The sequence below is a fragment of the Pseudomonas sivasensis genome (assembly GCF_052938085.1).
Map to the genome: position 1 here is coordinate 4,491,625 of NZ_CP176442.1, position 23,586 is coordinate 4,515,210.

Annotated in this window: 31 protein-coding genes; 11 read left to right on the forward strand and 20 right to left on the reverse strand. The window is 59.3% G+C overall.

From position 1 onward, the window contains the following. Positions 1 to 4: 4 nt before the first annotated feature. The 18 genes from ACKZ62_RS20640 to ACKZ62_RS20725 form a co-directional block, all read right to left on the reverse strand. On the reverse strand, positions 5 to 529 hold the full coding sequence (locus ACKZ62_RS20640; RefSeq protein ID WP_447095750.1) for a phage tail protein: 525 nt from the start codon (positions 527 to 529) through the stop codon (positions 5 to 7). Continuing rightward, complete coding sequence (locus ACKZ62_RS20645; protein ID WP_447095751.1) at positions 522 to 1,697, reverse strand: baseplate J/gp47 family protein; 1,176 nt, start codon at positions 1,695 to 1,697, stop codon at positions 522 to 524. Before ACKZ62_RS20645 ends, ACKZ62_RS20640 begins: the two co-directional genes overlap by 8 nt. Beyond that, on the reverse strand, positions 1,694 to 2,011 hold the full coding sequence (locus ACKZ62_RS20650) for a DUF2590 family protein (protein ID WP_447095752.1): 318 nt from the start codon (positions 2,009 to 2,011) through the stop codon (positions 1,694 to 1,696). The genes ACKZ62_RS20645 and ACKZ62_RS20650 overlap by 4 nt, the downstream gene beginning before the upstream one ends. After that, positions 2,008 to 3,993, reverse strand: coding sequence for a phage tail tape measure protein (locus ACKZ62_RS20655; RefSeq protein ID WP_447095753.1), 1,986 nt, complete (start codon positions 3,991 to 3,993; stop codon positions 2,008 to 2,010). The genes ACKZ62_RS20650 and ACKZ62_RS20655 overlap by 4 nt, the downstream gene beginning before the upstream one ends. 7 nt (positions 3,994 to 4,000) lie before the next feature. Then, positions 4,001 to 4,144 carry a DUF6890 family protein gene (locus ACKZ62_RS20660; RefSeq protein ID WP_447095754.1) on the reverse strand — a complete coding sequence of 48 codons (144 nt, stop codon included), beginning with the start codon at positions 4,142 to 4,144 and terminating at the stop codon, positions 4,001 to 4,003. Between the two features lie 20 nt (positions 4,145 to 4,164). After that, on the reverse strand, positions 4,165 to 4,458 hold the full coding sequence (locus ACKZ62_RS20665) for a putative phage tail assembly chaperone (protein ID WP_122512771.1): 294 nt from the start codon (positions 4,456 to 4,458) through the stop codon (positions 4,165 to 4,167). 41 nt (positions 4,459 to 4,499) lie between these two features. Continuing rightward, the gene (locus ACKZ62_RS20670; protein WP_447095755.1) at positions 4,500 to 4,952 is read right to left on the reverse strand and encodes a lysis system i-spanin subunit Rz; all 453 of its coding nucleotides are present in this window, start codon (positions 4,950 to 4,952) and stop codon (positions 4,500 to 4,502) included. Beyond that, positions 4,949 to 5,485 (reverse strand): lysozyme, encoded by a 537-nt coding sequence (locus tag ACKZ62_RS20675; protein ID WP_122487787.1) that lies wholly within the window; start codon positions 5,483 to 5,485, stop codon positions 4,949 to 4,951. The genes ACKZ62_RS20670 and ACKZ62_RS20675 overlap by 4 nt, the downstream gene beginning before the upstream one ends. Next, the gene (locus ACKZ62_RS20680) at positions 5,482 to 5,778 is read right to left on the reverse strand and encodes a hypothetical protein (RefSeq protein WP_122487786.1); all 297 of its coding nucleotides are present in this window, start codon (positions 5,776 to 5,778) and stop codon (positions 5,482 to 5,484) included. Before ACKZ62_RS20680 ends, ACKZ62_RS20675 begins: the two co-directional genes overlap by 4 nt. After that, complete coding sequence (locus tag ACKZ62_RS20685) at positions 5,775 to 5,987, reverse strand: TraR/DksA C4-type zinc finger protein (protein WP_447095756.1); 213 nt, start codon at positions 5,985 to 5,987, stop codon at positions 5,775 to 5,777. Before ACKZ62_RS20685 ends, ACKZ62_RS20680 begins: the two co-directional genes overlap by 4 nt. Beyond that, positions 5,987 to 6,436 (reverse strand): phage protein, encoded by a 450-nt coding sequence (locus tag ACKZ62_RS20690; RefSeq protein WP_116626004.1) that lies wholly within the window; start codon positions 6,434 to 6,436, stop codon positions 5,987 to 5,989. The genes ACKZ62_RS20685 and ACKZ62_RS20690 overlap by 1 nt, the downstream gene beginning before the upstream one ends. A gap of 6 nt (positions 6,437 to 6,442) precedes the next feature. Beyond that, positions 6,443 to 7,558, reverse strand: coding sequence for a DUF2586 domain-containing protein (locus ACKZ62_RS20695; RefSeq protein WP_447095757.1), 1,116 nt, complete (start codon positions 7,556 to 7,558; stop codon positions 6,443 to 6,445). Between the two features lie 11 nt (positions 7,559 to 7,569). Continuing rightward, positions 7,570 to 8,250, reverse strand: coding sequence for a phage virion morphogenesis protein (locus ACKZ62_RS20700; RefSeq protein ID WP_447095758.1), 681 nt, complete (start codon positions 8,248 to 8,250; stop codon positions 7,570 to 7,572). After that, a complete protein-coding gene (locus ACKZ62_RS20705) occupies positions 8,240 to 8,686 on the reverse strand; it encodes a phage tail protein (protein ID WP_447095759.1) in 447 nt (148 codons plus the stop codon). The genes ACKZ62_RS20700 and ACKZ62_RS20705 overlap by 11 nt, the downstream gene beginning before the upstream one ends. Next, a complete protein-coding gene (locus tag ACKZ62_RS20710) occupies positions 8,683 to 9,144 on the reverse strand; it encodes a head completion/stabilization protein (RefSeq protein WP_122512766.1) in 462 nt (153 codons plus the stop codon). Before ACKZ62_RS20710 ends, ACKZ62_RS20705 begins: the two co-directional genes overlap by 4 nt. Positions 9,145 to 9,243: 99 nt before the next feature. Then, positions 9,244 to 9,969, reverse strand: a complete 726-nt coding sequence (gene gpM / locus ACKZ62_RS20715; RefSeq protein WP_447095760.1) for a phage terminase small subunit — start codon at positions 9,967 to 9,969, stop codon at positions 9,244 to 9,246. After that, on the reverse strand, positions 9,966 to 10,988 hold the full coding sequence (locus tag ACKZ62_RS20720) for a phage major capsid protein, P2 family (RefSeq protein ID WP_122512764.1): 1,023 nt from the start codon (positions 10,986 to 10,988) through the stop codon (positions 9,966 to 9,968). Before ACKZ62_RS20720 ends, gpM begins: the two co-directional genes overlap by 4 nt. 1 nt (position 10,989) lies before the next feature. Next, positions 10,990 to 11,904, reverse strand: coding sequence for a GPO family capsid scaffolding protein (locus tag ACKZ62_RS20725; RefSeq protein WP_116625997.1), 915 nt, complete (start codon positions 11,902 to 11,904; stop codon positions 10,990 to 10,992). 163 nt (positions 11,905 to 12,067) lie between these two features. Between ACKZ62_RS20725 and ACKZ62_RS20730 the strand changes: the two genes are divergently transcribed. The 9 genes from ACKZ62_RS20730 to ACKZ62_RS20770 all read left to right on the forward strand — a co-directional run bounded on the left by ACKZ62_RS20730 (position 12,068) and on the right by ACKZ62_RS20770 (position 20,469). Then, positions 12,068 to 14,119 carry a terminase large subunit domain-containing protein gene (locus ACKZ62_RS20730; protein ID WP_447095761.1) on the forward strand — a complete coding sequence of 684 codons (2,052 nt, stop codon included), beginning with the start codon at positions 12,068 to 12,070 and terminating at the stop codon, positions 14,117 to 14,119. After that, on the forward strand, positions 14,031 to 14,900 hold the full coding sequence (locus ACKZ62_RS20735) for a phage portal protein (RefSeq protein ID WP_447096973.1): 870 nt from the start codon (positions 14,031 to 14,033) through the stop codon (positions 14,898 to 14,900). The genes ACKZ62_RS20730 and ACKZ62_RS20735 overlap by 89 nt, the downstream gene beginning before the upstream one ends. 74 nt (positions 14,901 to 14,974) lie before the next feature. Then, positions 14,975 to 15,232, forward strand: a complete 258-nt coding sequence (locus ACKZ62_RS20740; protein WP_116625994.1) for an ogr/Delta-like zinc finger family protein — start codon at positions 14,975 to 14,977, stop codon at positions 15,230 to 15,232. 734 nt (positions 15,233 to 15,966) lie between these two features. Continuing rightward, a complete protein-coding gene (locus ACKZ62_RS20745; RefSeq protein ID WP_447096974.1) occupies positions 15,967 to 16,179 on the forward strand; it encodes a helix-turn-helix domain-containing protein in 213 nt (70 codons plus the stop codon). Positions 16,180 to 16,208: 29 nt separating this feature from the next. Next, positions 16,209 to 16,688 (forward strand): YmfL family putative regulatory protein, encoded by a 480-nt coding sequence (locus ACKZ62_RS20750; RefSeq protein WP_447095762.1) that lies wholly within the window; start codon positions 16,209 to 16,211, stop codon positions 16,686 to 16,688. Continuing rightward, positions 16,685 to 17,050, forward strand: coding sequence for a hypothetical protein (locus tag ACKZ62_RS20755; protein WP_447095763.1), 366 nt, complete (start codon positions 16,685 to 16,687; stop codon positions 17,048 to 17,050). Before ACKZ62_RS20750 ends, ACKZ62_RS20755 begins: the two co-directional genes overlap by 4 nt. A 73-nt stretch (positions 17,051 to 17,123) precedes the next feature. Next, positions 17,124 to 17,357 carry a hypothetical protein gene (locus ACKZ62_RS20760; protein ID WP_116625988.1) on the forward strand — a complete coding sequence of 78 codons (234 nt, stop codon included), beginning with the start codon at positions 17,124 to 17,126 and terminating at the stop codon, positions 17,355 to 17,357. Between the two features lie 4 nt (positions 17,358 to 17,361). Further along, positions 17,362 to 20,160: a toprim domain-containing protein gene (locus ACKZ62_RS20765; protein WP_447095764.1), complete on the forward strand. Its 2,799-nt coding sequence runs from the start codon at positions 17,362 to 17,364 to the stop codon at positions 20,158 to 20,160. A 15-nt stretch (positions 20,161 to 20,175) separates the two neighbouring features. Continuing rightward, positions 20,176 to 20,469, forward strand: a complete 294-nt coding sequence (locus ACKZ62_RS20770) for a hypothetical protein (RefSeq protein WP_447095765.1) — start codon at positions 20,176 to 20,178, stop codon at positions 20,467 to 20,469. Positions 20,470 to 20,511: 42 nt separating this feature from the next. Here ACKZ62_RS20770 and ACKZ62_RS20775 read toward each other — a convergent pair whose 3' ends face one another. Then, a complete protein-coding gene (locus ACKZ62_RS20775; protein ID WP_447095766.1) occupies positions 20,512 to 20,775 on the reverse strand; it encodes a hypothetical protein in 264 nt (87 codons plus the stop codon). Between the two features lie 56 nt (positions 20,776 to 20,831). On the opposite strand from ACKZ62_RS20775, the gene ACKZ62_RS20780 reads away from it, so the two are divergent. Beyond that, complete coding sequence (locus tag ACKZ62_RS20780; RefSeq protein ID WP_447095767.1) at positions 20,832 to 21,107, forward strand: pyocin activator PrtN family protein; 276 nt, start codon at positions 20,832 to 20,834, stop codon at positions 21,105 to 21,107. A 1-nt stretch (position 21,108) separates the two neighbouring features. Here the strand turns inward: ACKZ62_RS20780 and ACKZ62_RS20785 are convergent, their stop codons facing one another. Beyond that, positions 21,109 to 22,233 carry a tyrosine-type recombinase/integrase gene (locus tag ACKZ62_RS20785; RefSeq protein WP_447095768.1) on the reverse strand — a complete coding sequence of 375 codons (1,125 nt, stop codon included), beginning with the start codon at positions 22,231 to 22,233 and terminating at the stop codon, positions 21,109 to 21,111. Between the two features lie 102 nt (positions 22,234 to 22,335). On the opposite strand from ACKZ62_RS20785, the gene dusA reads away from it, so the two are divergent. After that, on the forward strand, positions 22,336 to 23,346 hold the full coding sequence (gene dusA, locus ACKZ62_RS20790) for a tRNA dihydrouridine(20/20a) synthase DusA (RefSeq protein WP_447095769.1): 1,011 nt from the start codon (positions 22,336 to 22,338) through the stop codon (positions 23,344 to 23,346). The last annotated feature ends 240 nt before the right edge of the window (positions 23,347 to 23,586 follow it).

Consider the following 23,586-nt stretch of genomic DNA (forward strand, 5'->3'; position numbering starts at 1 on the left):
ACTCCTACAGGCTGGCGATCAGCGTTTGCTGGTCATCGTTGAAATGGATGGTGGCGAGAGCCATTGGCACGGCGGTGATGATCAGAAAGTCATACCGGCGACAGGTGCGCCCGTATTGCTGGATCAGCACGCGTACCAGCTCGGGGTTCTCGGCCAACTGGCTGTTGGTGACGCGCAGCAGGATCACGTCCCAGTCACGGCCGGGCTGACGCTCTTCGATCTGCACGAATCCCACGCCGAGGCGCATAAAGATGCGCTGCAGTCCTGCCGTGCTGCCGGCGTCCACCGCGTTGATAAAGGCGTACTTAACCCGCAGGCGATACAAGCCCTCGGGTTCGCCCTTGAAGCGGGTGATATCGCGCTGCCAGGCCAACAGGTCCAACACGGTGAGGTGGCAGGTATCCGCATCCATCTGCAGCAGTGGCCAGCGCAGCCAGCCTTCCACCCTCGTCCACCAGGACTGAGCCGCTGCCTTGAGCTTGGCCAGTTCGGTCCCGTCCAGCCAAAACGGCAGTTCGAGCTTAATCATGCAGCAGCACCTCCAAGGTCTGGATCCGCGGAATGTTCAGCTCGCTGATGATGTCGGCCGTGGCAAAGCGCAACGACTCGATGCCGGTGAACTGCTGGTGAAGCTCTTCACCCAGGCGGCTGAATGAAAACCTCGACTGGGGGTAGGTCAGCGTCGGCTGGAAGTCGGTGGCCGTGCTGTCGCGAAAAGCGGCGCGCACGAACAGCGCGGCGTTGTCTTTGAGGTTTTCCCGCTGCTCGATCGTCAGCGTGGAGCGCGGCCAGATCTCCAACTGCACCGTGTGCAAGGTTTCGGGCATGACCATCACCAACAGGTCATCGCCGTGGCCGTGGTTGCCCTGGTCGCGGATATGCGCGTTGATTTGCTCCAGGTACGGCGCGGCCGGAACATCTGCCTCAAACAACACAAAGGCATTGGCACTGCCTGGGCCACGCGGGGCGTCATGTTCGAAATACACGCCATCAGGGCGCACGCCCGGGAAGGACGAAATCATGGCGCGATACACCGCGTCGGTGTGCCACTGGTTGACCGCTGAAAACTGATTGCGGGTGCGCAAGCGCAGCTCGTCATTGGGTTCAGGATCTGCACCTGGTGTGGTCAACCAACCGTCGCTGTTCACCACCTGGACAATGCCCGGCACCGGTACCGGCAGGATCGCGTAATAACCCGGGGCCAAGTTGAAGCCGGCGCCGGTGTCGATCGCCTCGACCGGGATCTGTAGTTGCATCAGTCCATCGGCAAAAACGCCTGCGGCCGTCGTCACCACCTGGTACACATGGCCGTTGATTGACCCGGACTGCACCACTGTCCCGGCCGGGACTTCCAGCGCGCCGCCGGCGGCTTCGCGAGTGAACAGCAAAAAGCCCTTGGCCTTGGTCGCACCTTTACGCTCGACGTTTACCGCCCAGGCCAGCATATCGAGCCAGGCACCTGCAGCGGTTTTGACGAAAAAGTTGGGCAGGACCGTGGCCACGAAAAAATCCAAAATCCACATCACCGGCTTGGTCACCAGGGCACGCACGACCCGCCAGAACGGCGAATAGGCGCTGGTGTTGCTCAACTTGCTGCCCTGGGCGGCCACTTCCTTTTCCCACGCCTGCAGCAGCCCAGCCTCGGTAGTGGGAATGCCGGCGTCGGCCAACGCCTGCTTAAAATCTACGTCGCTCACAAATCCACCTCGATGTTGCCGAATTTCAGGGTTGTCGCCGTGACCAGGTACTGGCCAGGCAGCAGCTGGGTGATCTGCGCCGTGCCCGGTACCAGGCGTTCGTCCGCCTCCACCAGCAGCTCAAGTTGCTGGATACAGTCGCGCTGCTTGAGCCGGTCGCGCTCGGCCACGAGGGTGACCAGCAGGCCGCTGTCGCGGATCATGTGAGCGATGTCCTGGGCGATGCTGGCCCGGCCATCAATCAGCAGCGGCTGACGCGATGGGTCCAGCACCATGTCGTTGCCGGCAATCAGCAGATCGATGTATTCGCTCATCCGCCCACCGACATGGCGACCATGTTTTCCATCTCCAGGGACGTCATAGGCTTGCTGTTGTGGATCTCGACTTTCTCCACGTGCATGCCTCTGTTCTGGCTGCTGTTGTTGTTTTGGATGCTGGTTAGCAGCCCGCCCTGGGGCACGGCGTTAGGGCGCGCCGGCGACAGGCTCGGAATGGCCGCGTTGATGGTCTGCTGGGCCTTTTGCGCAGCTGCAGTGGCGTCCACGTTGTTGACACCGATGTCGGTACCGGGAACCTCGGGCATAGCGCCAAAGCGGGTTTCAATGTCCACGCCCGGGATCTTGTTCAGCATTTCGATCAGGCCGTTGATGGCCGTGTGAAAGATGGCGACGATCCCGTCCCATGCGGCCTTGGCCATCCCGGACCAACCGCCCATTGAGGCGAACCACTCCGAAAGCGCGCTGAGTTGATCGCTGACCCACTTGAACGCCTCGCTGTTCATCAACGCAGCCGTCCACTCGTCCCAATAGACAATCGCCAACGTAATGACAGCAATAAGCGCCAACACGCCCGCGACGATGAGCAACACAGGGTTGGCCCACATAGCGGCATTGACCAACCAGATAGCTGCCTGCCAAAGCAGCATCCCGCCTCGAATGATCCCCATCGTGGTGTACAGCAGCGTGAGGCCAGCCACATACACCGCAATGACAGCCACTTGTAGCAAGAAGCCGGCGATGCTGCGCAGGTTGAGCATCTGCACCACTTTCCAGACAGTCACCATGGCCAGCCAGGCCATACGTCCGGCGCCGACGGCAAATGTCAGCAGGGACATGGTGGCAATCAGGGCCAGGATCGTCAGCGTGACAATGCCGATCACTCGGGTGATGTTCGGGAACATCTGCGTCCAAAGGGTCATGGTGCCGGCGATGCCGGACAGCTTGGCCATCAGCGGCGTCAGGATCGGAATGAGCGCCTGGCCAAAGGCAATACGTAACGCTTCGATCGCCGCCGCGAACTGTTGCCACGGGTCGACCATCGACATGGCCATGTTCTTCGCGTCCTCAAGACCACGCACCTTGCCCAGCTTGTCCATGCCGTTGCGAAGGCGATCGGTGTCCTTGGCCAGGGAGCTGATCACCTGGGCGCCCTCCCCGCCGAACGCATCCATCAGCTTGGCATTGGCCGACGCGCTGGTCAGGTCACCCAGCTTGCCCTGCAGCTTGTCCATGATCTGCAGCATGGGCAGCGCTTTACCGTTGGAGTCGGTGAACTTCATCCCCATTTTTTCGGACGCGGCGCCCAGGTTTTCAAAAAACGCCTTGTAGCGCCCGCCGGCGTCGCCGCCTTCCATGGTGCTGCTCAGCGAGCCGATCACCGCGAACTGCTCGGCGATATCGACGCCGGCAGCGGTTGCGATCGAGCCGACTTCCTTAAAGGCGTCCTTGAGCTGGGCGCCGTCAGTGCGGAACAGTTGCACGGCCAGGGCGGTCTGCCCGCCGAGTTTTTCAACCCATTCGCCCTTGCCCATGGCGTCTGCCTGGCCTTTGAACAGGTTGTACATGGTGCCCACGTAGGCGCCCATGGTGTCGGCGTCGGACTTAGTAGCCTTGGCCAGCAGGTTGCTGGTGTTGGTGAACGTGGCCAGCTGGCTGCCGGTCAGGCCCTTGATAGCGCCCTCGATGCTGTAGGCCGACGCCACAAAATCCCTGGCGTTCTCGCCATAGTTCACCGAGAACTCCAGGGCTTTCTGATTCAGCGCGGTCAGCGCGTCTTCGGCTACTCCCAAGGATTTGACCTCGCCCAGGGCGCGGTTCATTTCCAGCGCAGGCTGCAACGATTGGTTGATGCCGACAAAAGCGCCCGTCACACCGGCCAGGCCCATACCCATGGTCTTGATGTTCTTTTCGCTTTGCTCGGTCAGCTCGGAAAAGCCCATCTTCACCTTGCCCAAAGGTGCGGTCACCTTGTCGGTCAGGGCGAGGATGAAGTCCAGGCGGGCGCTACGATCGGCCATGTGGTTCCTATCCGCTAAACGCATGGGCAATGCCGTTTGCGACGGCAAATTCCATGCGTTTCCAGTGTTCGTCTTCCAGCCACTTGGCCGTGCCCATGTTCTCGATGCTGGGCTCGGCACCAGGTAGCCAACGGTTGGTCAGGGCCAGCAACTGGCCCAGGCCGTCCTCGGTCAGGCGCTCAGCGTACTCAAGGGCTTTTTTACGATGATCCCGACGTCAGGCGCGTATTCCTCAAGGAGCGCGCCGGCGATTTGCATGGTGTTCACCGGGTTGGCCATCAGCTCGCGCAGAGCGGCTTTTTCAGCGGGCAGCACGGTGCTGCTCAGCAGGTTGAAGGACGGCGCCACCTTGTTGTTGGCGGTCATGGCGTTGAAATACTTGGTCACGTCCTGGGGGGTCAGGGTGAAGGTAAATTCCTGGGCGCCGATTTCCAGGGTGATTTCGCGGGCTTGGGTCTGGCTCATGTTCGTATCCGTTGTAGTGGTTGGTTTGAAGGGGGTTCAGGTCAGCGCAGGCAGACCTGTTGCACGTAGTCCTGCAGGCCCAGGATCATTTGCTTGCTGCGGGCGAGCTGATCTCTGAGGGTGAAATAATCTGGTCGAGCGTTTGCTGCGAGTTCGGCGGTGGCTGCATCAGCCATGCCGCCGGCGCTGGCTTTTTCGGTGCCGGCGGCGCTGCAGGTGGCGTTGATGCGCAGCCGCTGACGGCGAGCGTCAACAGCGCGCTGCAGCTCAAGGTTTGAAGCACGTTCATGGTCCAGCTCCAGGGTTCGTTTAAGGTCTATTGCGTCACGGTCGGCCAGCATCTCGCCGCTGACTCGGGCCGCTTCGCGTAGACCGCTGACCTCATACAAAGCGGCGTCACGCTGGCCACGGACGGTGTCGAGTTGCTCGTGCAATCCGTAAAACCCCAGCAGGACTGCCAGGCTTAAAAGGAGCCGCCAGGAAAGCTCGATCATCGCAACCCATCCGCGCACATCGCCGCTTCGGCTCGCCGGCGAGCGTGCAACCCAGGTACAAACCGCTTGCGACCCTGGGCGTCGGTAACCGACGACCACACCGGGCTCTTGCCATCGGGGCCCCATGCCAGCGCCTTGCAGCCCTCGGCGATCCTGCCGGCGTTGATCAGGCCAACGGCGCGACTGGCGCACGTGCTGGGCACGCCGAAGTTGTGGCCATGACTGCTCAGCGCGTCGAAGGTCTTCTGCCCGATCGCCGGGTTGGTTAGGCAGTCAGCCAGTGCCAGTTGGCCTTTCTCGACCACCAGTTGCTCCACCTCGGCGCAGCGCGCCGGCGACCAGTAGTCACCGACGACCAGCGGGTACGGGCTGGTAAACCGGGTGATGCCCTTACACACGGTGGGCAAGCCACGGGCGAGTTGATCGGCGTAAACGATGTTCTGTCCCTCCCCTTCCCACTTGCCCAGGAAGGCGACCAAGGGCGCGCTGACCAGCACCAGGGCGCCGGCGGCGATCTTGTTGCGCAGGCTCATGGGAACAGGATCCTCAACAGCGCCGGCCCGACCATTTGCGCAATCACGCCCAGCACTGTCAGCACCGCCAACATGCGGGTGACCTTGGTGCCGATGTCGGACACGGTGGCAGTCAGTTCGCGCTGGCCGTTGTTCAGATCCGAGAGCTGCACGGCCATGTGTTCGAATTCGCCTTCCAACCGGGTGACGCGAGTCGGCACGGTTTCATGACGTTCTTCCAAGTCGCTGACACGGTGTTCAAGCACGGCGTAACGGCTTTCGAGGGTTGCTTTGGGCTTGGCGCGTGCGGTCATCGGCGCTGTCCTTGCTCAATAAGGGATTGGCACGGCACGCAGCGGGTGATGCCGCCCAGTACCTGGCGCTTCTCCGGGATCGGCTTATCGCAATCTTTGCAATGGGTCAGGCTTTGCCCGCTCGGCCGTGCGGTAGCACGTGCGGCTGCGATCGCAGCATCACGCTGACGTTGTTCCAGTGCCTGGGCGCGATCGAACGGGCAAACCATCAGCGCAGGCCCTCGATCTCAGCGGACGCCAGGTACGGCACGCCGTTGACGCGAATAAAGTCCGGGCTGGTGACGTCAAACGGCACCTTGTGCTTGGACTTCTCGCCGCCTTTAGGGTCGACACTCAACAGGCTGGACACCTTCAACTTGCAGCCGAAGGCTTCAATGCGCAGCTCTTCCTCGCCGGCCTTGGCAAAGAACACCGAGTCGAAGGGCTCCAGCTGGCGGAAGCTGCCGGCAGTGCGTGCGGCCTCGATCAGCAGGTTGAAGTTGCTGGTGTCGAACTCAAATTCACCGCTGGCCGCCACGTCACCATCGACATGGCCGTTGGGCACGCCCCGGCTTTGTGCCACGGCAGTGTTGTCGGTGATATCCAGGGTGCAGCTTTCGACGTGGACCTGCAGGTCGCCCAGGTTGATGTCGAAGTTTTTACCGCCAATACGGGACATACGGGATTACTCCGAATCGTCGTTGGAAAGGTCCAGGGCGATGTTCGCCGTGAGGTCTTTCGGGCAATTGAGGGGCTTGATCTTGATGTACACCTCGACCTTGGTTTTGGTGTTCCAGACCAGCTGGATGTCGCCGTCTTTGGGGGACTCGATCTCGCCCGGGAACAACTGGCCCGCAAACGTCGTGGACTTGGCCATCACGCGCAGCGGCTTCATAAAGGCGCTGACAGCGGCCGCCATGCTGTTGGCCGTGTTGTTCAAACGCCGATCGGCAACACGCAGGATCAACAGCGGGCGCACCTGGCGGGCGGCCTTGTCGGCCAGTCGCAGGTACTCGACAGCCTGAAAGTCGCTCGCTGGGGCGTCGAGCATGTTGCCGTCACCCCAGAACACGCCTGGGTAGTCCGGGTAGGTTTGCGAAACCGAAAAGCGGGCCTTGTCGAGTTCCGAGCGGACTGCCGATGGCAACGGTACGCCGTCTTTGTCCTTGGGTACGCTACCCAGGGCCATAACGGCACCGGTGGCCACACGCATGGGGCTGTCAGCGATGCTGACGCCGGCATTGGCCAGGCGTCCCGCCAAGACGCCCAAGTCATTGCCGTGCAACTGGGGCACAACCAGGACACGCGGCGCGGCCAAGTCTTTGGTGATCGCTTTCTGCTCTTTCACGTAGTCGGACCAGGACTGCTCCGCGACGATGCCGGCAGTGCTGGCCATCACGAACATCCGACGGCCGTACGTGTTGCTGACCGCAATTGCCGCGTCGTGCATCGCGGAGAGTTCAGCACCAGTGGCCACGGGTTTGGTGATCACCACCGCTTCAACGGAGTAACCCTGCTGTTGCGCGGCTTCCAGCGCTTCGGCCCAGGTGCCATCTGCAGCGATAGGCGCCGCCAGACATGCCCAGCGATCGCCGCCATTGGCTTTGGCGGTTGCGACCTGGGTTTTCAGGTCACTGACCGGCTGACCCAGCATTTCGTCCAGGTCGCTGTCGGTATTCAGGGCGATCAGGCTGCCGACGCTCTTTGCGCCGGGGCCGATGAACAGGAAATAGCGCTCGATCTCGGTCACGGCGCCTTGGCCGAGGTTGAGATTGTTGACGCTGACTTTGCCAAGTGCCATGCAGGGCCTCGTTATTTGGGGGAGTTGAGGATTTGTTCCAGCACCTGGTTAACCAGCAAGCTGGTATCCCGATCGGAGCTGACGCCCAAGAACTGGCGCTTTGGCAGGGTGATTTCCCAGCTTTGCGCGCCGTTGCCCTCGGCTTTTTCGTCGGACAGGATGCGTATCAGCAGGCCTGCCTTGGCGTAGTTCACGTGTTCTTGAATCCAAGCTACGGATGGCCGGGCCAGGCTTTTCTTGCCCTTTTGGCGCACCTTGAAACCCAGTCGGCGCAAGCGTTTTGCCTGTTTGTCCGTCGCCGCGAGGCCCTCGGGCACCTTGTTCCACCGGCGCATCTGCGCTGCAGTACGGCGCTCGGTTGCGCCGTGGTGTTGCTGTGCAGCCACCCAGCCGGTCAGGCCGTTACGCCAGCCCAAAGTCGCGGCATCCGCGCTCACGCTGGTGACCTGGAGCAACTTGCCCAGGCCGGCTTCCATCTTCTTTTTGCCCTTGCCGTCGCCCTTGCGTGCCTCAAAGGGGGTGCCGTTCAAGTTGCGCTGCTCACGAATGCGCTTACGGCTCATGGTTCGTACGCGCTTGGTGACGTTATTCAGCAAACGCCGGCGCAGCTGCGGGGGCAGGCTCAACAGGGCCAGTTGCTCGCGAACGCCAAGGTGGCCACGGACGTCCAGCTCGAAAGTGCTACGCGACACGGTTTTGCACCTCGCCGTGTTCAGCGGTCCACAGATCGAATGCGACCAGGCCCCACTTTTTCCCGAACGCGTCGACCAGGCCGTTGGGGTCTTCGGCCAGGTGCTGCGGCTCGACAAACTCCAAAGTCAGTTCCAAGTCCGCTTCATCAGGGGTCACCTGGTCGACAGCGAAAGTCGGCGCCGGCAGATCGTCGTCCCGGTCGGGATCGTTGGATTCCAGCCAGCCGCCCAGGAGCGCCATCAACAGCGCCGGGTTGCCGGCGAAACGCTCGATCACGAACACGGCGCGATAGCGCATATCGCCCATGTGCAGGCCCTGGGTGGTGTCCTTCCAGATCAGATCCAGGTTGACCTGCTCGGCCCAGCTGTCGATTTGCTCTGGCAGCACCAGGTTGAGGCCGATTAGGTAGGCGGTCAGGGCGCGCAGCTTGTTCATAGCAACGCCGCCGTGATGCGGCCACGGCCCTGCAGCGAGCGCACGGCCTGTTGGCTGAACGCCAGAAAGGTTTCCGGGCGATCGGGCAACTCCTTGCCCAGGTTCTCCGCGCTGTCACGGCGGATGATGGTTGCGAACTGGGTCAACAAACTGGCCTTGGCTCGGCAGTACACGGCACGCTTGTACGTCGCCGCTTGAAAGGTGCGCTCCGGCAGGACCGTGGTGTCTGCAGACTCAACGTTTGACACTCCACGGCCCTGCCAGCGCGCTTTTAACTCGGCCAGGTCGGCATTTACCTCGGTCATCGCTGTGGTCAGGTCAGCGCCCAGCATGTCCAGCACATACTCCGCCGGCAGGCGATACCCCTTCTGGAATTCAGACACGGAGAGGTTCGGCCAAAAGCCGTCGTTCTCGATCTGCTGTTCCACCAGGGTGGTGGGTCTACCGGAAAAGCTCATTGCTGGGCGCTCAAATAGGGCGGGGAGCCTGTTTTCAGTGGGACGGTCCATAAATGGGCGGCTCACTTCCACAAGTCCCCGCTGGGGGGGGGTAGTCGGTTACTCGGTGGCCGGGGTAGCGGCCGCTTGTTTTGCCAGGGCCTTACGGACCTTTTCGATACGGGTGTCATTGCCCGCCTGGGCGTACAGTTCGGTCGAACGCTCCAGGTGCTTGAGCGCGGTTTCCAACTGGCCCGCTTCCATGGCGCGCATACCGATCAACTTGTGGTATTTGCTCGGGATCTGCTCCGTCAGCTGCCACTTACCGTCAACCAGCGGCAGCAAGTCGGAGAGGTAAGGCTCCGGGCTGCGATTGGCTTTGTATTCGGCGTAGGCCCACTCGCACACCGCATCGGCGACAAAGGTCTGGATGTCACGGCGCTTGAAGCGCTCCGGCATCTGCTGGCCCTGCTCGATCAGCACGTCTGCCAGCTCCAGGGCGTCTTCGAATTGGGCGGTGTCGAACAGCCAAACCAACACCTGCACCGCAACGCGATTCGGGAAAACCAGCCCCGACTCGCAGTAGCGCTGGACGTATTCCTGGTACTTGGGCAGCAGCTCATCGCGCTTGAGTGCCTGGCGCCCGGCCAAGCCATTGATCGCGCTGATGCGCTCCAGGTCCTGGTCCAGTGCGGCTTCCTGCAGCAGCAGATGCTTGCGTGCATTGGCAGGGCTGCTAAGCGCATCACCTGGTGTGTAGGCCATGCCTGCAGTGGCGGCGAGTGCCGCTACTGCAGTAGTGCCCAAGGCCTGGATGCGACGTTTATGCGCCAGGGCCAGGCTCACGCGACCACCAACTCAACGTTTTCAGTGAACGCGATCTTTTCCAATTGCTCGATCACGTAACCTTCGTTGCGGCTGTTGTAGTCCTCGACGCGAGAGCGTTTCGGGTTCTCGATCGTCTGCTTGCGCCAGCTGGTGTCCTGGTAGTAAATCGACAGGTTGTCCCAGCTGGTGACAAGCACTGCGTTGACCGGGAAGTTCGGCACGCTGAACGCGGGCAGGCCGCCATAGGTCGCAATGACCTGAGCGTTTTCGATGCGCTCTTTTTCAGTCGGCGTGTCGCCTTGCTTGGTGTAGAGCTTGGCTTTGTCAGCGGCGAGCAAGTCGGTGCCTATGATTGCCACCAGGTCGCCGTCTTCGCGCAGGATCTCGTCCACCATTTGCTTGGTGTCGTGCACCAGGGCGTCAAGGTTGGCGTAGTCACCACCGGCACCCAGCGTGATCTTGCCGGCAGTAGCGCCCTCTTTCAGAACCTGCTGCGGGGCCTGCTCGCGCAGTTGCTGCAGCCAGCCCTTGTTCACGTCCTGCAGCTTGGGGTACTTGTCCAGGTCGGTCTGCACGGCCGCTTGGGTGCCGTGGAAGCCGATAACGATCCGATCCTGCGCAATGCGCTTTTGCACGGCAGCGGAATAGCGCTCTTTGAAGTCTGGAAACTTCGCCCAGGCGTCAATTTTGGCGTACGGCAAGCCTACGTCCGACTGAGTATCAGCCAGCTCGTAAGTGGTGTTGTCGAGCGCCGACGCGTCCTTGGCTTCGCGATCGGTGGTCTTGGTGTTGGTACGGCCGGTAACCGGGCCGTTCACGCCAATGAAGACCTTTTCACCCTTGATCTCACTCACCGGAACGACGTTGATACGCTCCAGGAAGTCAGCTTTCGCAGTGATAGCGTCGTTCAGTTCCTGAGCAATCGTCGGGTCCACACTGAACATGCGGCTCGATCGCTCGACGCCGTACGCTTCGGCCATTGCTTCCTGCAGTTCGGCATATTGTTTGGCGCCACGGGCGCTTAATGGCTGGGCCATATCAGAGCACCCGCTTTTTGGTGGTGGTCACCGGACCGGCGTTACGCGGCAACTGGCGACCGGTCGAGGTGTCCTGCAATGCGGAGAACTGCTTTTGCAGCTTCTCCAGCTGAACCAGAACGGCCTTGTTCGACCCGCCGCTACGGCGGAACTCACGTTCTTCCTCGGCGGCAGTGACGATCTCGTCTACGGCCGCGCTCACGTCGTCGATGGGTGCTTGTTCGGGTTCTGGCGCATCTGCGGCGGCGGGTTCAATCACAGCCTGAATGCCGGCAGCGACGACAAGCAGCTGCTCCAGAAGGGCTTTGAGGGCCGTTGCGGTAGCTTCATCCATTGGGGTTTTGCTCTCAGTTGGGGTGGTGGGTTCGGCGGGCTCGGCGTCCGTGGCAAAGCGCTTGAACAGGCCAGTGAGCAAGCCGATCAGCTTGCCGACCTCGCTCTGCGGTTCGGCTTCAAAGGAGCCCAGCTCGACGGAGGCGGCATAAAAGGAGTTTTGGTGGGTCTGCTTCGAAAAATAGAGTTCCTGAGTACCCAGGCTGGCCGGCTCATCGGTGACGCCAAGACCTGTCAGGTAGGCTTTTCCGCTGCCGGCGAAGTTCGGGGTGATCTCGATGCTGGAGAAGAGCTTTTGACCCTGATCATTTAGCTGCAGTAGGCGATCATTCGGCTTGAGCTGTGCCTCCAAGGCGATCTGCCCAGGCTCCAGATCTTCGCCCTCTTCCACCAGGCGCACCGCAAACACGGTGCCGTGGGAGCCACTCCAGCGTTCGTGGTCGCACCAGATGACTGCCGTGTATTTGGACGGCTTGTAGGTTTCAGCGATATCGCGCAGTTCCTGGGGAAGGATCTCGCGACCATCGGCGGTGGTGCCGCTGGTGGCGACACGTTTCCAGTACGAAACAAGGGAACGGGGCATGGACGTTAACTGCGCTCAATCGGTTGAATGAGCCGCCACGATAGGGAGCCGACAAGCCCCAAACAAACGGTTCAAATGCGCGTTTCTCCTAGATTCGACATCTAGGAGAATCACGGAATTTAACCTCGCGTTTCCAGCGTTTTCGCCGCATAGACTGCGGCCCATGTACTACTCGACCGAAGTTAAAGAAGCCGCCAAACGCCTGTTTCTGCGCCGCTGTAAGGCCAAGGAAATTCAGGCGCAGCTCAACCTGCCCAACATCCGCATCGTCTATTACTGGATACGCCAGGGCGGATGGGAGGACATGCTGTCGGACGAAGAACCGCTGACCGCCGTTGGCCGGCGAATCACCCTCCTCCTGGACAAAGCCAGCAGTCTGACCAAAGACGAGCTCAACGAGCTGGACCGGCTGACCACTGTTCGCGAGCGACTGCTAAAGCAAGCGATCAAACCGTTGCCGGCGCCCGCCGGGGAATCTGCCGGCGAGCCCCAGGAACGTCGCCCTGGTGCGCGTGGCGATCGTTCAGGCCGTGGCGAGGGTGGCGGGAAGAAAAAAGAAAAGAAGGCCAAGAACGACATCAGCGGGCTGACCGAAGTCGACTTCCTGGATAAGTTCATCAGCAAGATGTACCGCTATCAGCAGGAGTTGTTCGCAGCCAAGCAAAACCCGCTGACGAGCCGGATCCGCAACATCCTCAAAAGCCGCCAGGTCGGTCTGACCTACTACTTCGCCGGCGAAGCGTTCATGGACGCGGTACTGACTGGCGATAACCAGGTGTTCCTGTCGGCCAGCCGTTCGCAATCGGAGATCTTCCGCAGCTACATCATCCAATTTGCCAAGCAATGGTTCGACATCGAGCTGACCGGCAACCCGATCACGCTCAGCAACGGCGCCGAACTGCGCTTCCTGTCGACCAACAGCAGCACCGCCCAGGGCTACCATGGCCATGTGTACGTGGATGAGTACTTCTGGATCCGCGACTTCGAAAAACTCAGCACCGTGGCCAGCGCCATGGGCACCCACAAGAAGTGGCGCAAAACCTACTTCTCGACACCTAGCGCGGTGTCGCACCAGGCGTACCCGTTCTGGTCGGGCGAAGAGTTCCGCAATAGCAAGCGCGGTAAGAAAGCCGGCGGCACCTGGCCCACCGAGGCGTCCTACACCCAGGGCGCGCTATGCCCCGACGGCCAATGGCGCAAGACCATCACCATCCAGGACGCGATCGATGGCGGCTGCGACCTGTTCGACCTCGAGCAGCTGCAGCTGGAGTACGACGAAGACAAATTCCAGCAGCTGTTTTACTGCAAGTTCATTGACAGCAGCCAGAGCGCGTTCGGCCTAAAAGACCTGGAGCGCTGCTACTCCGACCTGTCATTGTGGGAGGACTACAACCCCGAACTGGATCGGCCTTTCGGCAACAGTCCGGTGTGGCTTGGCTACGACCCGAGCCGCACCCGCGACGACGCCACGTGTGTGGTGGTCGCCCCGCCACTGGAGCCCGGGGCGAAATTCCGCATCCTGGAGAAGCACAGCTGGCGGGGGCATTCGTTCAACTACCAGGCCGCCCAGGTCAAGAAGCTCACCGAGCGTTTCAACGTCCAGCACATCGGTATCGATATCACAGGCGTGGGCTATGGCGTGTTCGACCTGGTGCGCGACTTCTACCCTAAAGCGACGCCTATCCATTACAGCCTTGAAACCAAAAATCTGCTTGTACTCAAGGCCCAGGACACGATCCAAGGCAGCCGTATCGAGTGGGACGCCGGATGGACCGACATCGCCCAGGCATTCTTGACCATCAAGCGCGGCACCACCAACAGCGGCCAAGTCACCTACAGCGCTTCGCGAACTGACGCCACAGGCCACGCCGATATCGCCTGGTCGATCATGCACGCGCTTTTCAATGAACCCCTCAACACCAACAAGCGGCGCCGTAGCCGCTACGTCACGAGCGGAACCAATGCCCAAGCCACGACACAAAAAAACCCAAGCCAGCCAACAGGTGCAGCAGCCACAGCCCATGCGGGCGTTCACCTTCGGAGAACCGGAACAGGTGCTGTCCGGCAACATCGGCGAGTACCTGGGGGTGTTTCTCAGCGACGACGGCGAAATCTACAAGCCGCCAGTGTCGCGGGCGGGCCTGGCCAAGCTGCTGCGCGCCAACGCGCACCACGGCGCCATTCCCAAGTTCAAGCGCAACCTGCTGCTGCGTGAATTCATCCCGTCCGAGGGCTGCAGCACGCAAACCATGGGCCGGGCCAGCCTGGACTACATGGTGTTTGGTGAGGCGTATTTTTACCGCGACACCAACGCCTTCGGCGAAGTCCTGGAGATGCAGCACCTGCCGGCGATCAACATGCGGGTGAAGGTCGATGGCGGTTTCAGAATGCTGCTTCCCGACAGCAAGTACATGGACTTCGACCAGGACGAAATCGAACACGTCCTGGACTACGACGTGGAACAGAACATCTACGGCGTGCCCGACTACCTGGGCGGCCTGCAGGCGCTGTTGCTAAACGAAGCCGCAACCCTATTCCGCCGGCGCTACTACAGCAACGGCGCGCATGCGGGTTACATCTTCTACACCAACGATCCGGACCTGACCGAGGAAGACGAAGACAACCTGCGCTCCCAAATCAGCGCCAGCAAGGGTGTGGGTAACTTTCGCTCGATGTTCGTCAACATCCCCAATGGCAAGGAGAACGCGATTCAGATCATCCCCGTGGGGGATTTTCAGGCTAAGGACGAGCTGGAGAAGGTGAAGAACATCACGCGCAACGACGTGATCGCAGCATGGCGGATGAACCCTGCCCTTGCCGGGATCATCCCAGAAAACAACGGGGGCTTTGGTGATATCGAGAAGATTGACCGGGTGTACACCAGTAACGAAATCAGGCCGATCTGCCAGCTGTTTAGCCAACTGAATGACAGCCTAAGACGTGACAGGCGTATCGACTGGAGAAGACTCGATAACGCAGTGGAAAGCACTATCTGACGTCGCGAAAATAGAGAAATATTCTGCATTGCGTGCGAAAATAGTGGCAATTTGCTGCACCCTGGGGAGGGAACATGAGAGTTACTTGTAAATGCGGACACAAGGGTCGAATAGCATCACGTGAGGTGCTTTCAGCGGACTTTGCGAAACTCTATTGCCAGTGCCTCGACGCAAGGTGCGGACACAGCTGGGTCGCCAATCTCACGTTTTCCCACACGCTTAGCCCGTCCGCACAAACGTTCGACAGGCTCCTGATTGATCGACTGCGCGACATGCCCAGGGCCCAACAGCGGGAGCTGTTTGAAAAGCTCGGATCCCAGGCAGTCGCATGAAACGAAACGCCGACAACGACGTGCCGGCGGCTAATAAATTAATCTGCGTCGGACTGATCCGGGTTACTTATCAGGGCCTCCGTAAGTCTGCGCAACTGCTCCTGGTCACGGCGGGGCAATTGGCGATAGAAACCGATCAGTCGACGCTCGGTATGCGAAAGCTCGTGCAGCGCAGATGCCGCCATTTCAACGTAACCGACATCGGCGTTTGTGCGATCCAACATGCTTACCACTCCATAAAATGCATTGCTGATGCACTTATATGGGGTCTGGTCCGCTATAGATCAGGAACGCCTGCCTCAATTCACGCCCTTGGAAGTGTCATCAGCTATGGCTTTGAGGAAGCGTCTAATCGCTCTTTGATCATCCTCAGAAATACTTCGGTACTGCTGAATAATGCCATCTTCAACATCGGACAAAGCATCCGCATTGAGCGTGGTTCGGACCCCTTTCACGATGTAAAGGACATCGAACCCAAGCATGCTCGCAGCCATGCTCAAGTAAGACGCGGGGGCATCACTCGCGCCGGATTCGTAGTTTCCCTGCGTTCTTTTCGAGACACCAAGATGTTCCGCAAGCTGATCTTGCGTCAGCCCTGCCTGGGCGCGTTGTTGGCGCAACCGCGCGCCAATCTCTTCGGAGAGTGTCAATATTTTTCCATCCAGATATTTACATTGGCAGATTTTTGCCACATCCTGCGCTCGTCATCACACGAAAACGCAAGGTATTGCACTATGCCCAACTCCACCATCACCGAGCAAGCTCGCCAGCTGGCACGCGCATCCTTAGAGAAGCGTGGTCAGACGGCGAAAAACTTTGCCGCTCTACACAACCTGAACGCCAGCACCGTGTACGCAGTACTGAATGGCCAAAGCCAATGTCGTCGTGGAGAGGCACACCGCGCTGCCGTTCTGTTGGGTGTTAAAGAAGGCGTGATCGGACAGTAATGGCCAGTGCACTGAGGGAACAGCAGAAGATGAAAAGCCAGGTTCTAAGAACTCGCCGCGAAGTGGTGAAAGCAATTATTTGCACCTTCGAAGGTGGGCGCGAATGTGCCGCTGCCCGGATCGGCCTCCCGCTCAAGAAGTTCGATAACCACGCCTATGAGAACAACAACTGCCGCCCGTTGACGGACATGCAGATTTTTCAACTTGAGCAAGTGACTGGCACCCAGCACTTGGCCAACTACGTAGCGGCAATGTACGGCGGCATGTTCGTACCCGTGGCTCACCCCGAGAGCCTGGACAACGTGGAGATGTATGCGCGGGCTATGCAAAGTTCGGCAAAAAAGGGAACGGTCGATCAGATCATCGCCCAAGCACTGGAGGACGGTGTGATTACCGATACCGAAGCCGAGTTGATCCAAAACGCACACACGCTGCACATGGCGGCACGGACTGCCGAGGTGTATGCCGCGATCGATCTCTACCGCGTCAAATCGGGGAACGTCCAATGAACACCCAAACCAACACGCCGGACTATCAGGAGTGCATGCAGCGCGCCGCGCTGGCATTTCTTGAGCGTCATCAAGCTGAACACCTAGGCGATTTTTCGACCCTTCTAAACCGTACGGTCAATCACCTGGTGAACAGCCTGGACGTGGCAGAGCCAGTGGCAATCAAACTGACCTCCTTGGCCCACGTTGAGCTGGTCGACATCGCATTCCGCCAACGCCTCGATCTGGATTTCAGCAGCGATACCGTTGTGGTGATTAAAGATCCGGTCAAAGGGTTTTGCTGGTCCGTTCCCGTCAGCCTGATTTACGAACGCATTCTAAACGCCCCTGACAACGTGCGTTTGCGCTCTACCCACTCGTAACACCAACCCAACCAATCGCCGGTCCCACAGCTCGTGGGTATGGGTGAGCTGCGCCTGAAATAGAGGTTTAACGATGGCCAACGCCGTAATTGTCACCGCTCAACTGCCATCTGCCGAGGCCAAGGCGCTGCTGCTCGCTCTGCGTGAACAGTATCGCTTGAGCCTCAATGAGCTTTGGTACGACGACCAATTTCGCTTTGTTGCTGATGGCCAGCGCCACGGCGCAATTCTCGCCCACTTCCCGGTGATGGCTGCGCAAAAACGCCTTATGGCAGCCCTGTCCCACAGCCTCAAAGCAGTGAAGTAACCCCATGAAAGAAGATCTTCGCCACGACGTGTTGCAACGCCTGCAGTCCGATTTCGGGCTCAAGCACCGCACGGGCACCGACTACATGCGCGGCGGCACCTGCCCAAAGTGCAAGAAGAAAGAACTGTATTCCCGGTTCGACACGCCATGGATGGTGATCTGTGGTCGCCCTGAAAAATGCGGCCACACCCTGCACGTAAAAGAGCTGTACGACGATTTGTTCGAAGACTGGAGCAAGCGAGCGCCGGCAACGGAACAGCACCCGAATGCCACTGCGCGCGCTTACTTGGAGTTCGCCCGGGGTTTCCGGTTTGAGCTGATCCAGGGCTGGTTCACCCAGGAAAGCTTCTATTCACCGGAACACAACGCCGGCAGCGCCACCGTGCGCTTCGCCCTGGACAAAGGTGGCTGGTGGGAACGCCTGATTGATCAGCCGCACCGCTTCGGCAAGATGAAAGCGCGCTTCAAGTCCAAGGACAGCTACCGCGGCGTCTGGTGGTGTCCACCTTGTGTTGACCTGCTTGAAGCCAAGGAAATCTGGATTGTCGAAGGGATTTTCGACGCCATCGCCCTGGTGCATAACGACATCGCAGCCGTATCTGCCATGTCATCCAATGCGTTCCCTGGCGACTCGCTCAAAGCCCTGGTTAAAACCCGGGAAGGCGGCAAGCTGCCCAAGCTGGTTTGGGCCTTGGATAACGAACCCAGCGCCAATGCCTACACCCGACGGTGGGCGCGTGAAGCCCGTGCCCTGGGCTTCGTCTGCGAGTCAGCACAGATCCCGCAACGTGACGGCCGCAAGGCAGATTGGAACGATCTGCATCAGCGCTGGAACTTCATCCAGGACGAAACTAAACGCGCCGATCAAATCGCCACGGACCTCAAGCAAGCGCGCCACCAAGGCGCCCTGCTGCTGGCCGAGAGCGCAGCAGAAAAGGCCTTGCTCATGTACGACTGGAACAAGCGCGGTGAATTTCACTTGGGCTTCGGCAACCGTTTGTACTGGTTCAAGTTGGACATGGAGAAATTCAACCGTGCCATGTCCGACATCGAGGACAGCGAGAACCACGACGATCAGTTGCTCAACCAGACGCAACAGCGCGAAAAGGCACTGCAGCAGTCCGGCAGCGTTGTCGAGATTGCCAACTGCTACCCCCAGGCCCTCTATTTCCAACGCAACGAGGTAACGGACGAGTCCTGGTACTACATGCGCGTGGACTTCCCCCACGACTCCGAAAGCGTGAAAAACACGTTCACCAGCGGCCAGCTGTCGGCAGCAAGCGAATTCAAAAAGCGGCTGCTCGGTATGGCGGCGGGTGCAATGTTTACCGGCAGTGGCCAGCAGCTCGACAAGCTCATGAAAGATCAGCTGTTCGGCATCAAAACCGTTTCGACCATCGACTACGTGGGCTACAGCAAGGAGTACGCCTGCTACGTCTACGGCGACATCGCGATCAAGGACGGCACCACATACAAGGTCAACAGTGAAGACTATTTCGAGTTCGGCAAGCTGCGCCTGAAAACCCTGCAGAAAGGCGTTCCGATCAAGCTGCAGCGTGAAGCAAAGGGCTTTGACGAGAAGTGGGTGCAATTGCTGTGGACCTGCTTCGGCGCCCAGGGCTTCGTCGCGTTGGTGTTCTTCTTTGGTTCGCTGTACTGCGAACAGATCCGCGCTCGTTACCAGTCCTTCCCGTTCCTGGAAGCCACGGGCGAAGCCGGTGCAGGCAAAACAACCCTGCTGAACCTCCTTTGGAAACTGCTCGGCCGCGAAGGCTATGAAGGATTTGACCCGATGAAATCTACCAAGGCTGGGCGCTCTCGCCTGATGGGCCAGGTCTCCGGCATGCCGGTAGTGTTCCTAGAGGCGGATCGCCACGGCGATGATCGGGCGCACGCTAAAACCTTCGAATGGGACGAGCTGAAAGACTTCTATGGCGGCGGCACCCTGGCTACGAAAGGCGTCAAGACCGCCGGCAACGAGACATACGAGCCACCATTCCGGGGAACGATTGCTATCAGCCAGAACGCGGCAGTGGTTGCACACGAAGCGATCATGACGCGCATTGTGAAGCTGCACTTCGTGCGCCCGACCGTCACACCTGAGAGCCGTGCTGCAGCGGATCAACTCAACGCCCTGGACGGTGGCACCCTCAGCCACTTTTTGTTGCGGGCCGTGGGCAAGGAGTCCGCGGTGCTTGAGCTATTCGCCCAGCGAATGCCCGAATACGAATCGAAGCTGCGTCGTTTGCACACCCATTGCTTCGCCTGCAGCACGGCCTATGCCAGTGACCAGGGCAATTGCACCAGCTGCGGCTATGACCTGCGGGGCTACATCCGCGTGGAGCGCATCAGCAAAAACCACGCACAAATGCTCTCGCTGTTGGACGGTATTCGCCTGGTCCTGAAATTGAGTGATCCCCAGGTCGCCGCCACCCAGCGCCAGATCGTGAGGATGGCCATCGAGCGCCAGTCGTCGATCAGCTCCGACCATGCGGCCGTGGCCGAGTTTTGGGAGGTTTACGACTACCTCGAATCCTTGAGCGAAGACCCGGTGGTGGACCACAGCAGCGACCCCACCGTTATCGCTATCAACCTCAACGAATTCTGTGAGCGTGCCGCTGAACACAAACAGAAGCTGGCCGACGTGGCCACGTTGCGCGACCTGCTCAAAGAGTCCCGTTCCCACAAGTTTCTGGACAGCAACAAGGCCGTACACAGCGCCGTGCGTGCTGCGTTCAACGGCCGCAACCCGTGTTCACAACCCCGGCCGACCACAGTGAAGTGCTGGACATTCAAGGCGTAAAGGAGAGCAAGACCGATGCAGATCCAAGTGTTTATGGGCAATGCCAGCGACGGCAAAACATGCAAGCTGCAGTGCGTGCAGGACCGCCTGGAATTCACCGGCGAGAACGCGCCGATCATCCAGGCCGGTGCTTATGGGGAAGATGGTTTGTTGGAGATCCTGGAAGTTCGGGCAGACGGTGGCCAGCGCGAAATCCTAGTGGACGACTGCAGCAGACAACAGATTTTGAGGGTATTGGAGTGGCAAGCATGCGCAGAGGAAGAACCTGATTACGCCGACCTGATTATCCACCTGGCCCGCAAGGACTAACGGACAAGAGAGGCGATGCTGAGGAGTTGGCGCTCCTCAACATCAACCACCACCGAGGGCAACACCATGCAAGCACGGCACCAAAGTAGTAGCGATTCGAAGGCTAACACATTGGCCAACATTGACGCCCAGTCCGTCCGGCATCTGATGGCTGTTCGAATAGTCGGCACGGCGTTGTTCGAATACCAGGTGCGGAAAACCGACGATGCGCGGATCCGCCTTGAATGCCTTACCGGGTTCGCCAAAGAACTTGGCGATATTGATGACGCGGAATTCGCCGTTGTGGCTCAACTGTTGGCAGGCCATTCGTCGACTAAGCAGGACACGACTGCTAATACTTTCCCACTTGTAGGAGCAACACTATGAAAACGTTATTTGTCCTCATGGCCCAATACAACGCTCAAGTAGTTATTCCCTTAGAGCGAGTCTGTAAGGATTACTTCACTCATCTCACCACGGACATGTTCCAGCGCAAGGTGGGGGCCGGGCAAATTAAGATTCCCATTACGCGCATGGAGCCAAGTCAAAAGAGCGCAAAGGGCATTCACATTACGGACCTTTCTGAATACCTGGATGCTCAGCGCGCCGCTGCCGTTAAAGAACACAATCAGCTAAATAGCGCGCCACGCGGTAGCTAATTCACTTCAGTGTCCTGGCGCCCAGCTTTACGGGCGCCTGTAGGACTTTCTCCAACCATTTCCAGTTTTCGTAGGCGTCACCGCGTCCGCGAAGGTGGGTATAGCGCCGCATTGAGTTCCAATCGCGATGTCCCGATACACTCGCTACCCGAGGAATGTCCCAGTCCATTTCGAACAGGCGGCTTACCCCGTCGTGGCGCAAGTCATGAAAGTGCAGATTCTCGATACCAAGTATCTGACACGCCCTGGTCCATGACGTGGATACAGACTCTGCACTGTACGGAAATATCTCCGGCAGCACCTTCGGCATGGTTTGGAGAATGGCCCAGGCTTCTGGCGGTAAATGGCACCACACGTCGTTACCAATCTTCTGGCCAGGATTTTTCATGTCACGTACCAGTACCCGCTGGCTCACCTCATCGAGATCCGTCCACTGAATCCGCGTAATTTCCTCCTGCCGGCGTGTTGAAAACAACGCGAACCCGGTCATCTTGAGCATGTTGATCGACGTTGGGCGGCGCGTTTGGATACCCTGAAAGTGCGTAAGTAGCTTGTCGAGTTCATCCATAGTGGGGCGTCGGTCGCGCTCGCGACTTTTCATGTTGTACCCCAGCTTTTTCAAGACCCGGCGGGCATCCGTCATTGCGTGCGGGTCGACTGCATAGCCCCAGGCAGGCCGAGCAATAGACAGCACTGCGCCCAGATGCGCCAGATCATTGCCAGCCGTCTGTGGTTGTACGTTCCCGCCCTCCTTGCCCATGCGCCACAGCGCATACTCCACCAGCACCTGACTGTTAATGTCTTGGTCGTTCAATTTGCCTAGGTACGACTCGCTAATTGCTTTGAGCGTAGCGAGCTTGGTCTTACCCAAAGGCCGGACCTTCTCCATCTCACTCAAATAACGGTCAATCATCTCCTTGACCGTCGCGGCTTTACGGTTTGCGCGCTCGATCGCACCTGGCTCCGCCAGCTCCGTTTCGCGCTTGCGAGCCCACGCTTGGGCAGCCTGTTTCCGGGCGAAGGTCTGGCACTCTTGGTAGACTAAGACCCCTTTGTTTTTAAGGCGGATCTGGACCGTATAACTGACCGATCCGTCGGCCTTCTTTCTTGCTCTAATGGTTGCCATTGTTCCAGTGGTACAAATGAGAAAGTGAGTGGTACATTTTACCACTAGCCTTTAAAAAACGTCTGAAAACGCCTAAAAACGGCCCAGAATTCGCAGAGAAAAATGCTAGCTAAAACAGTCACTAAACCACAGAACACAAGCCCTGCACTGTCTCGGCGGTTTAGCGTTGCGCCCATGATGGATTGGACCGACCGCCACTGCCGGTTCTTCCTGCGTCTGCTCTCCAAACACGCCCTGCTCTACACCGAAATGGTCACCACTGGGGCGATCCTCCATGGCGACCATGAGCGTTTCCTGCGTCACAGCGAGGCCGAGCACCCGCTTGCGCTGCAATTGGGCGGTAGCGTTCCGGCGGATCTGGCGGCCTGCGCGCGCATGGCCGAGGCCGCCGGTTACGACGAAGTGAACTTGAACGTCGGCTGCCCCAGCGATCGGGTGCAGAACAATATGATTGGCGCGATCCTAATGGCTCATCCGGCGCTGGTGGCCGATTGTGTGAAGGCGATGCGTGATGCGGTGTCGATTCCGGTGACGGTGAAGCACCGTATCGGGATCAATGGCCGGGACAGTTATGCGCAGTTGTGTGATTTCGTCGGGACGGTGAAGGACGCCGGTTGCACCAGTTTCACCGTGCATGCGCGGATTGCGATTCTGGAGGGGTTATCGCCTAAGGAGAATCGGGACATTCCGCCCTTGCGCTATGACGTGGCGGCGCAGTTGAAGCAGGACTTCCCTGAGTTGGAGATTGTGCTCAACGGGGGCATCAAGACGCTGGAGCAGTGCCATGAGCACTTGCAGACGTTTGATGGCGTGATGTTGGGGCGGGAGGCTTATCACAATCCGTATTTGCTGGCGGAGGTGGATCAGCAGTTGTTTGGCAGTGCACAGCCAGTGATCAGTCGAGCGGACGCGTTGGCGCAGTTGCGGCCTTACATTGCTGAGCATTTGGCCGGTGGCGGGACGATGCATCATATTACGCGGCATGTGCTGGGACTGGGCACTGGGTTCCCCGGGGCACGCAAGTTCAGGCAGTTGCTGTCGGTGGATATTCATAAGGCCGCGGATCCGTTGGCATTGTTGGATCAGGCTGGGGCTTTGTTGGAAGGGCGTTGATTGGGTGGCTTCCAGGGGAGTCCGTTGATTATTGGCTGAGCTGGCACACCGTCATCGGGGGCAAGCCCCCTCCCAAATTTGGTGCGGTGTGTGCCGGGGAAGGCATCAGTAGGCATGAAGGCGATATCCAAGTGTCATCGGGCAGTTGGGTTGAACCTGCTGGCGAATTTGCCCTCCTATTTAGCACCACGGCCGGTCATTCAAACGGCCGTTTTCAGGTTGTTGCCCTCGCAAACGATC

Excerpts from the sequence above, each read along its gene's own strand:
- ACKZ62_RS20655 (WP_447095753.1), bottom strand. The coding sequence starts at position 3,993 with ATGGCCGATCGTAGCGCCCGCCTGGACTTCATCCTCGCCCTGACCGAC.
- ACKZ62_RS20665 (WP_122512771.1), bottom strand. The coding sequence starts at position 4,458 with ATGAGCCAGACCCAAGCCCGCGAAATCACCCTGGAAATCGGCGCCCAG.
- ACKZ62_RS20725 (WP_116625997.1), bottom strand. The coding sequence starts at position 11,904 with ATGCCCCGTTCCCTTGTTTCGTACTGGAAACGTGTCGCCACCAGCGGC.
- ACKZ62_RS20760 (WP_116625988.1), top strand. The coding sequence starts at position 17,124 with ATGGCCAACGCCGTAATTGTCACCGCTCAACTGCCATCTGCCGAGGCC.
- ACKZ62_RS20740 (WP_116625994.1), top strand. The coding sequence starts at position 14,975 with ATGAGAGTTACTTGTAAATGCGGACACAAGGGTCGAATAGCATCACGT.
- ACKZ62_RS20785 (WP_447095768.1), bottom strand. The coding sequence starts at position 22,233 with ATGGCAACCATTAGAGCAAGAAAGAAGGCCGACGGATCGGTCAGTTAT.
- ACKZ62_RS20750 (WP_447095762.1), top strand. The coding sequence starts at position 16,209 with ATGAAAAGCCAGGTTCTAAGAACTCGCCGCGAAGTGGTGAAAGCAATT.
- ACKZ62_RS20705 (WP_447095759.1), bottom strand. The coding sequence starts at position 8,686 with ATGAACAAGCTGCGCGCCCTGACCGCCTACCTAATCGGCCTCAACCTG.
- ACKZ62_RS20780 (WP_447095767.1), top strand. The coding sequence starts at position 20,832 with ATGAAAACGTTATTTGTCCTCATGGCCCAATACAACGCTCAAGTAGTT.
- ACKZ62_RS20690 (WP_116626004.1), bottom strand. The coding sequence starts at position 6,436 with ATGTCCCGTATTGGCGGTAAAAACTTCGACATCAACCTGGGCGACCTG.
- dusA (WP_447095769.1), top strand. The coding sequence starts at position 22,336 with ATGCTAGCTAAAACAGTCACTAAACCACAGAACACAAGCCCTGCACTG.
- ACKZ62_RS20730 (WP_447095761.1), top strand. The coding sequence starts at position 12,068 with ATGTACTACTCGACCGAAGTTAAAGAAGCCGCCAAACGCCTGTTTCTG.
- ACKZ62_RS20670 (WP_447095755.1), bottom strand. The coding sequence starts at position 4,952 with ATGATCGAGCTTTCCTGGCGGCTCCTTTTAAGCCTGGCAGTCCTGCTG.
- ACKZ62_RS20675 (WP_122487787.1), bottom strand. The coding sequence starts at position 5,485 with ATGAGCCTGCGCAACAAGATCGCCGCCGGCGCCCTGGTGCTGGTCAGC.
- ACKZ62_RS20640 (WP_447095750.1), bottom strand. The coding sequence starts at position 529 with ATGATTAAGCTCGAACTGCCGTTTTGGCTGGACGGGACCGAACTGGCC.
- ACKZ62_RS20685 (WP_447095756.1), bottom strand. The coding sequence starts at position 5,987 with ATGGTTTGCCCGTTCGATCGCGCCCAGGCACTGGAACAACGTCAGCGT.
- ACKZ62_RS20775 (WP_447095766.1), bottom strand. The coding sequence starts at position 20,775 with ATGGCCTGCCAACAGTTGAGCCACAACGGCGAATTCCGCGTCATCAAT.
- ACKZ62_RS20755 (WP_447095763.1), top strand. The coding sequence starts at position 16,685 with ATGAACACCCAAACCAACACGCCGGACTATCAGGAGTGCATGCAGCGC.
- ACKZ62_RS20765 (WP_447095764.1), top strand. The coding sequence starts at position 17,362 with ATGAAAGAAGATCTTCGCCACGACGTGTTGCAACGCCTGCAGTCCGAT.
- ACKZ62_RS20710 (WP_122512766.1), bottom strand. The coding sequence starts at position 9,144 with ATGAGCTTTTCCGGTAGACCCACCACCCTGGTGGAACAGCAGATCGAG.
- ACKZ62_RS20695 (WP_447095757.1), bottom strand. The coding sequence starts at position 7,558 with ATGGCACTTGGCAAAGTCAGCGTCAACAATCTCAACCTCGGCCAAGGC.
- ACKZ62_RS20720 (WP_122512764.1), bottom strand. The coding sequence starts at position 10,988 with ATGGCCCAGCCATTAAGCGCCCGTGGCGCCAAACAATATGCCGAACTG.
- ACKZ62_RS20745 (WP_447096974.1), top strand. The coding sequence starts at position 15,967 with ATGCCCAACTCCACCATCACCGAGCAAGCTCGCCAGCTGGCACGCGCA.
- ACKZ62_RS20680 (WP_122487786.1), bottom strand. The coding sequence starts at position 5,778 with ATGACCGCACGCGCCAAGCCCAAAGCAACCCTCGAAAGCCGTTACGCC.
- ACKZ62_RS20650 (WP_447095752.1), bottom strand. The coding sequence starts at position 2,011 with ATGAGCGAATACATCGATCTGCTGATTGCCGGCAACGACATGGTGCTG.
- ACKZ62_RS20770 (WP_447095765.1), top strand. The coding sequence starts at position 20,176 with ATGCAGATCCAAGTGTTTATGGGCAATGCCAGCGACGGCAAAACATGC.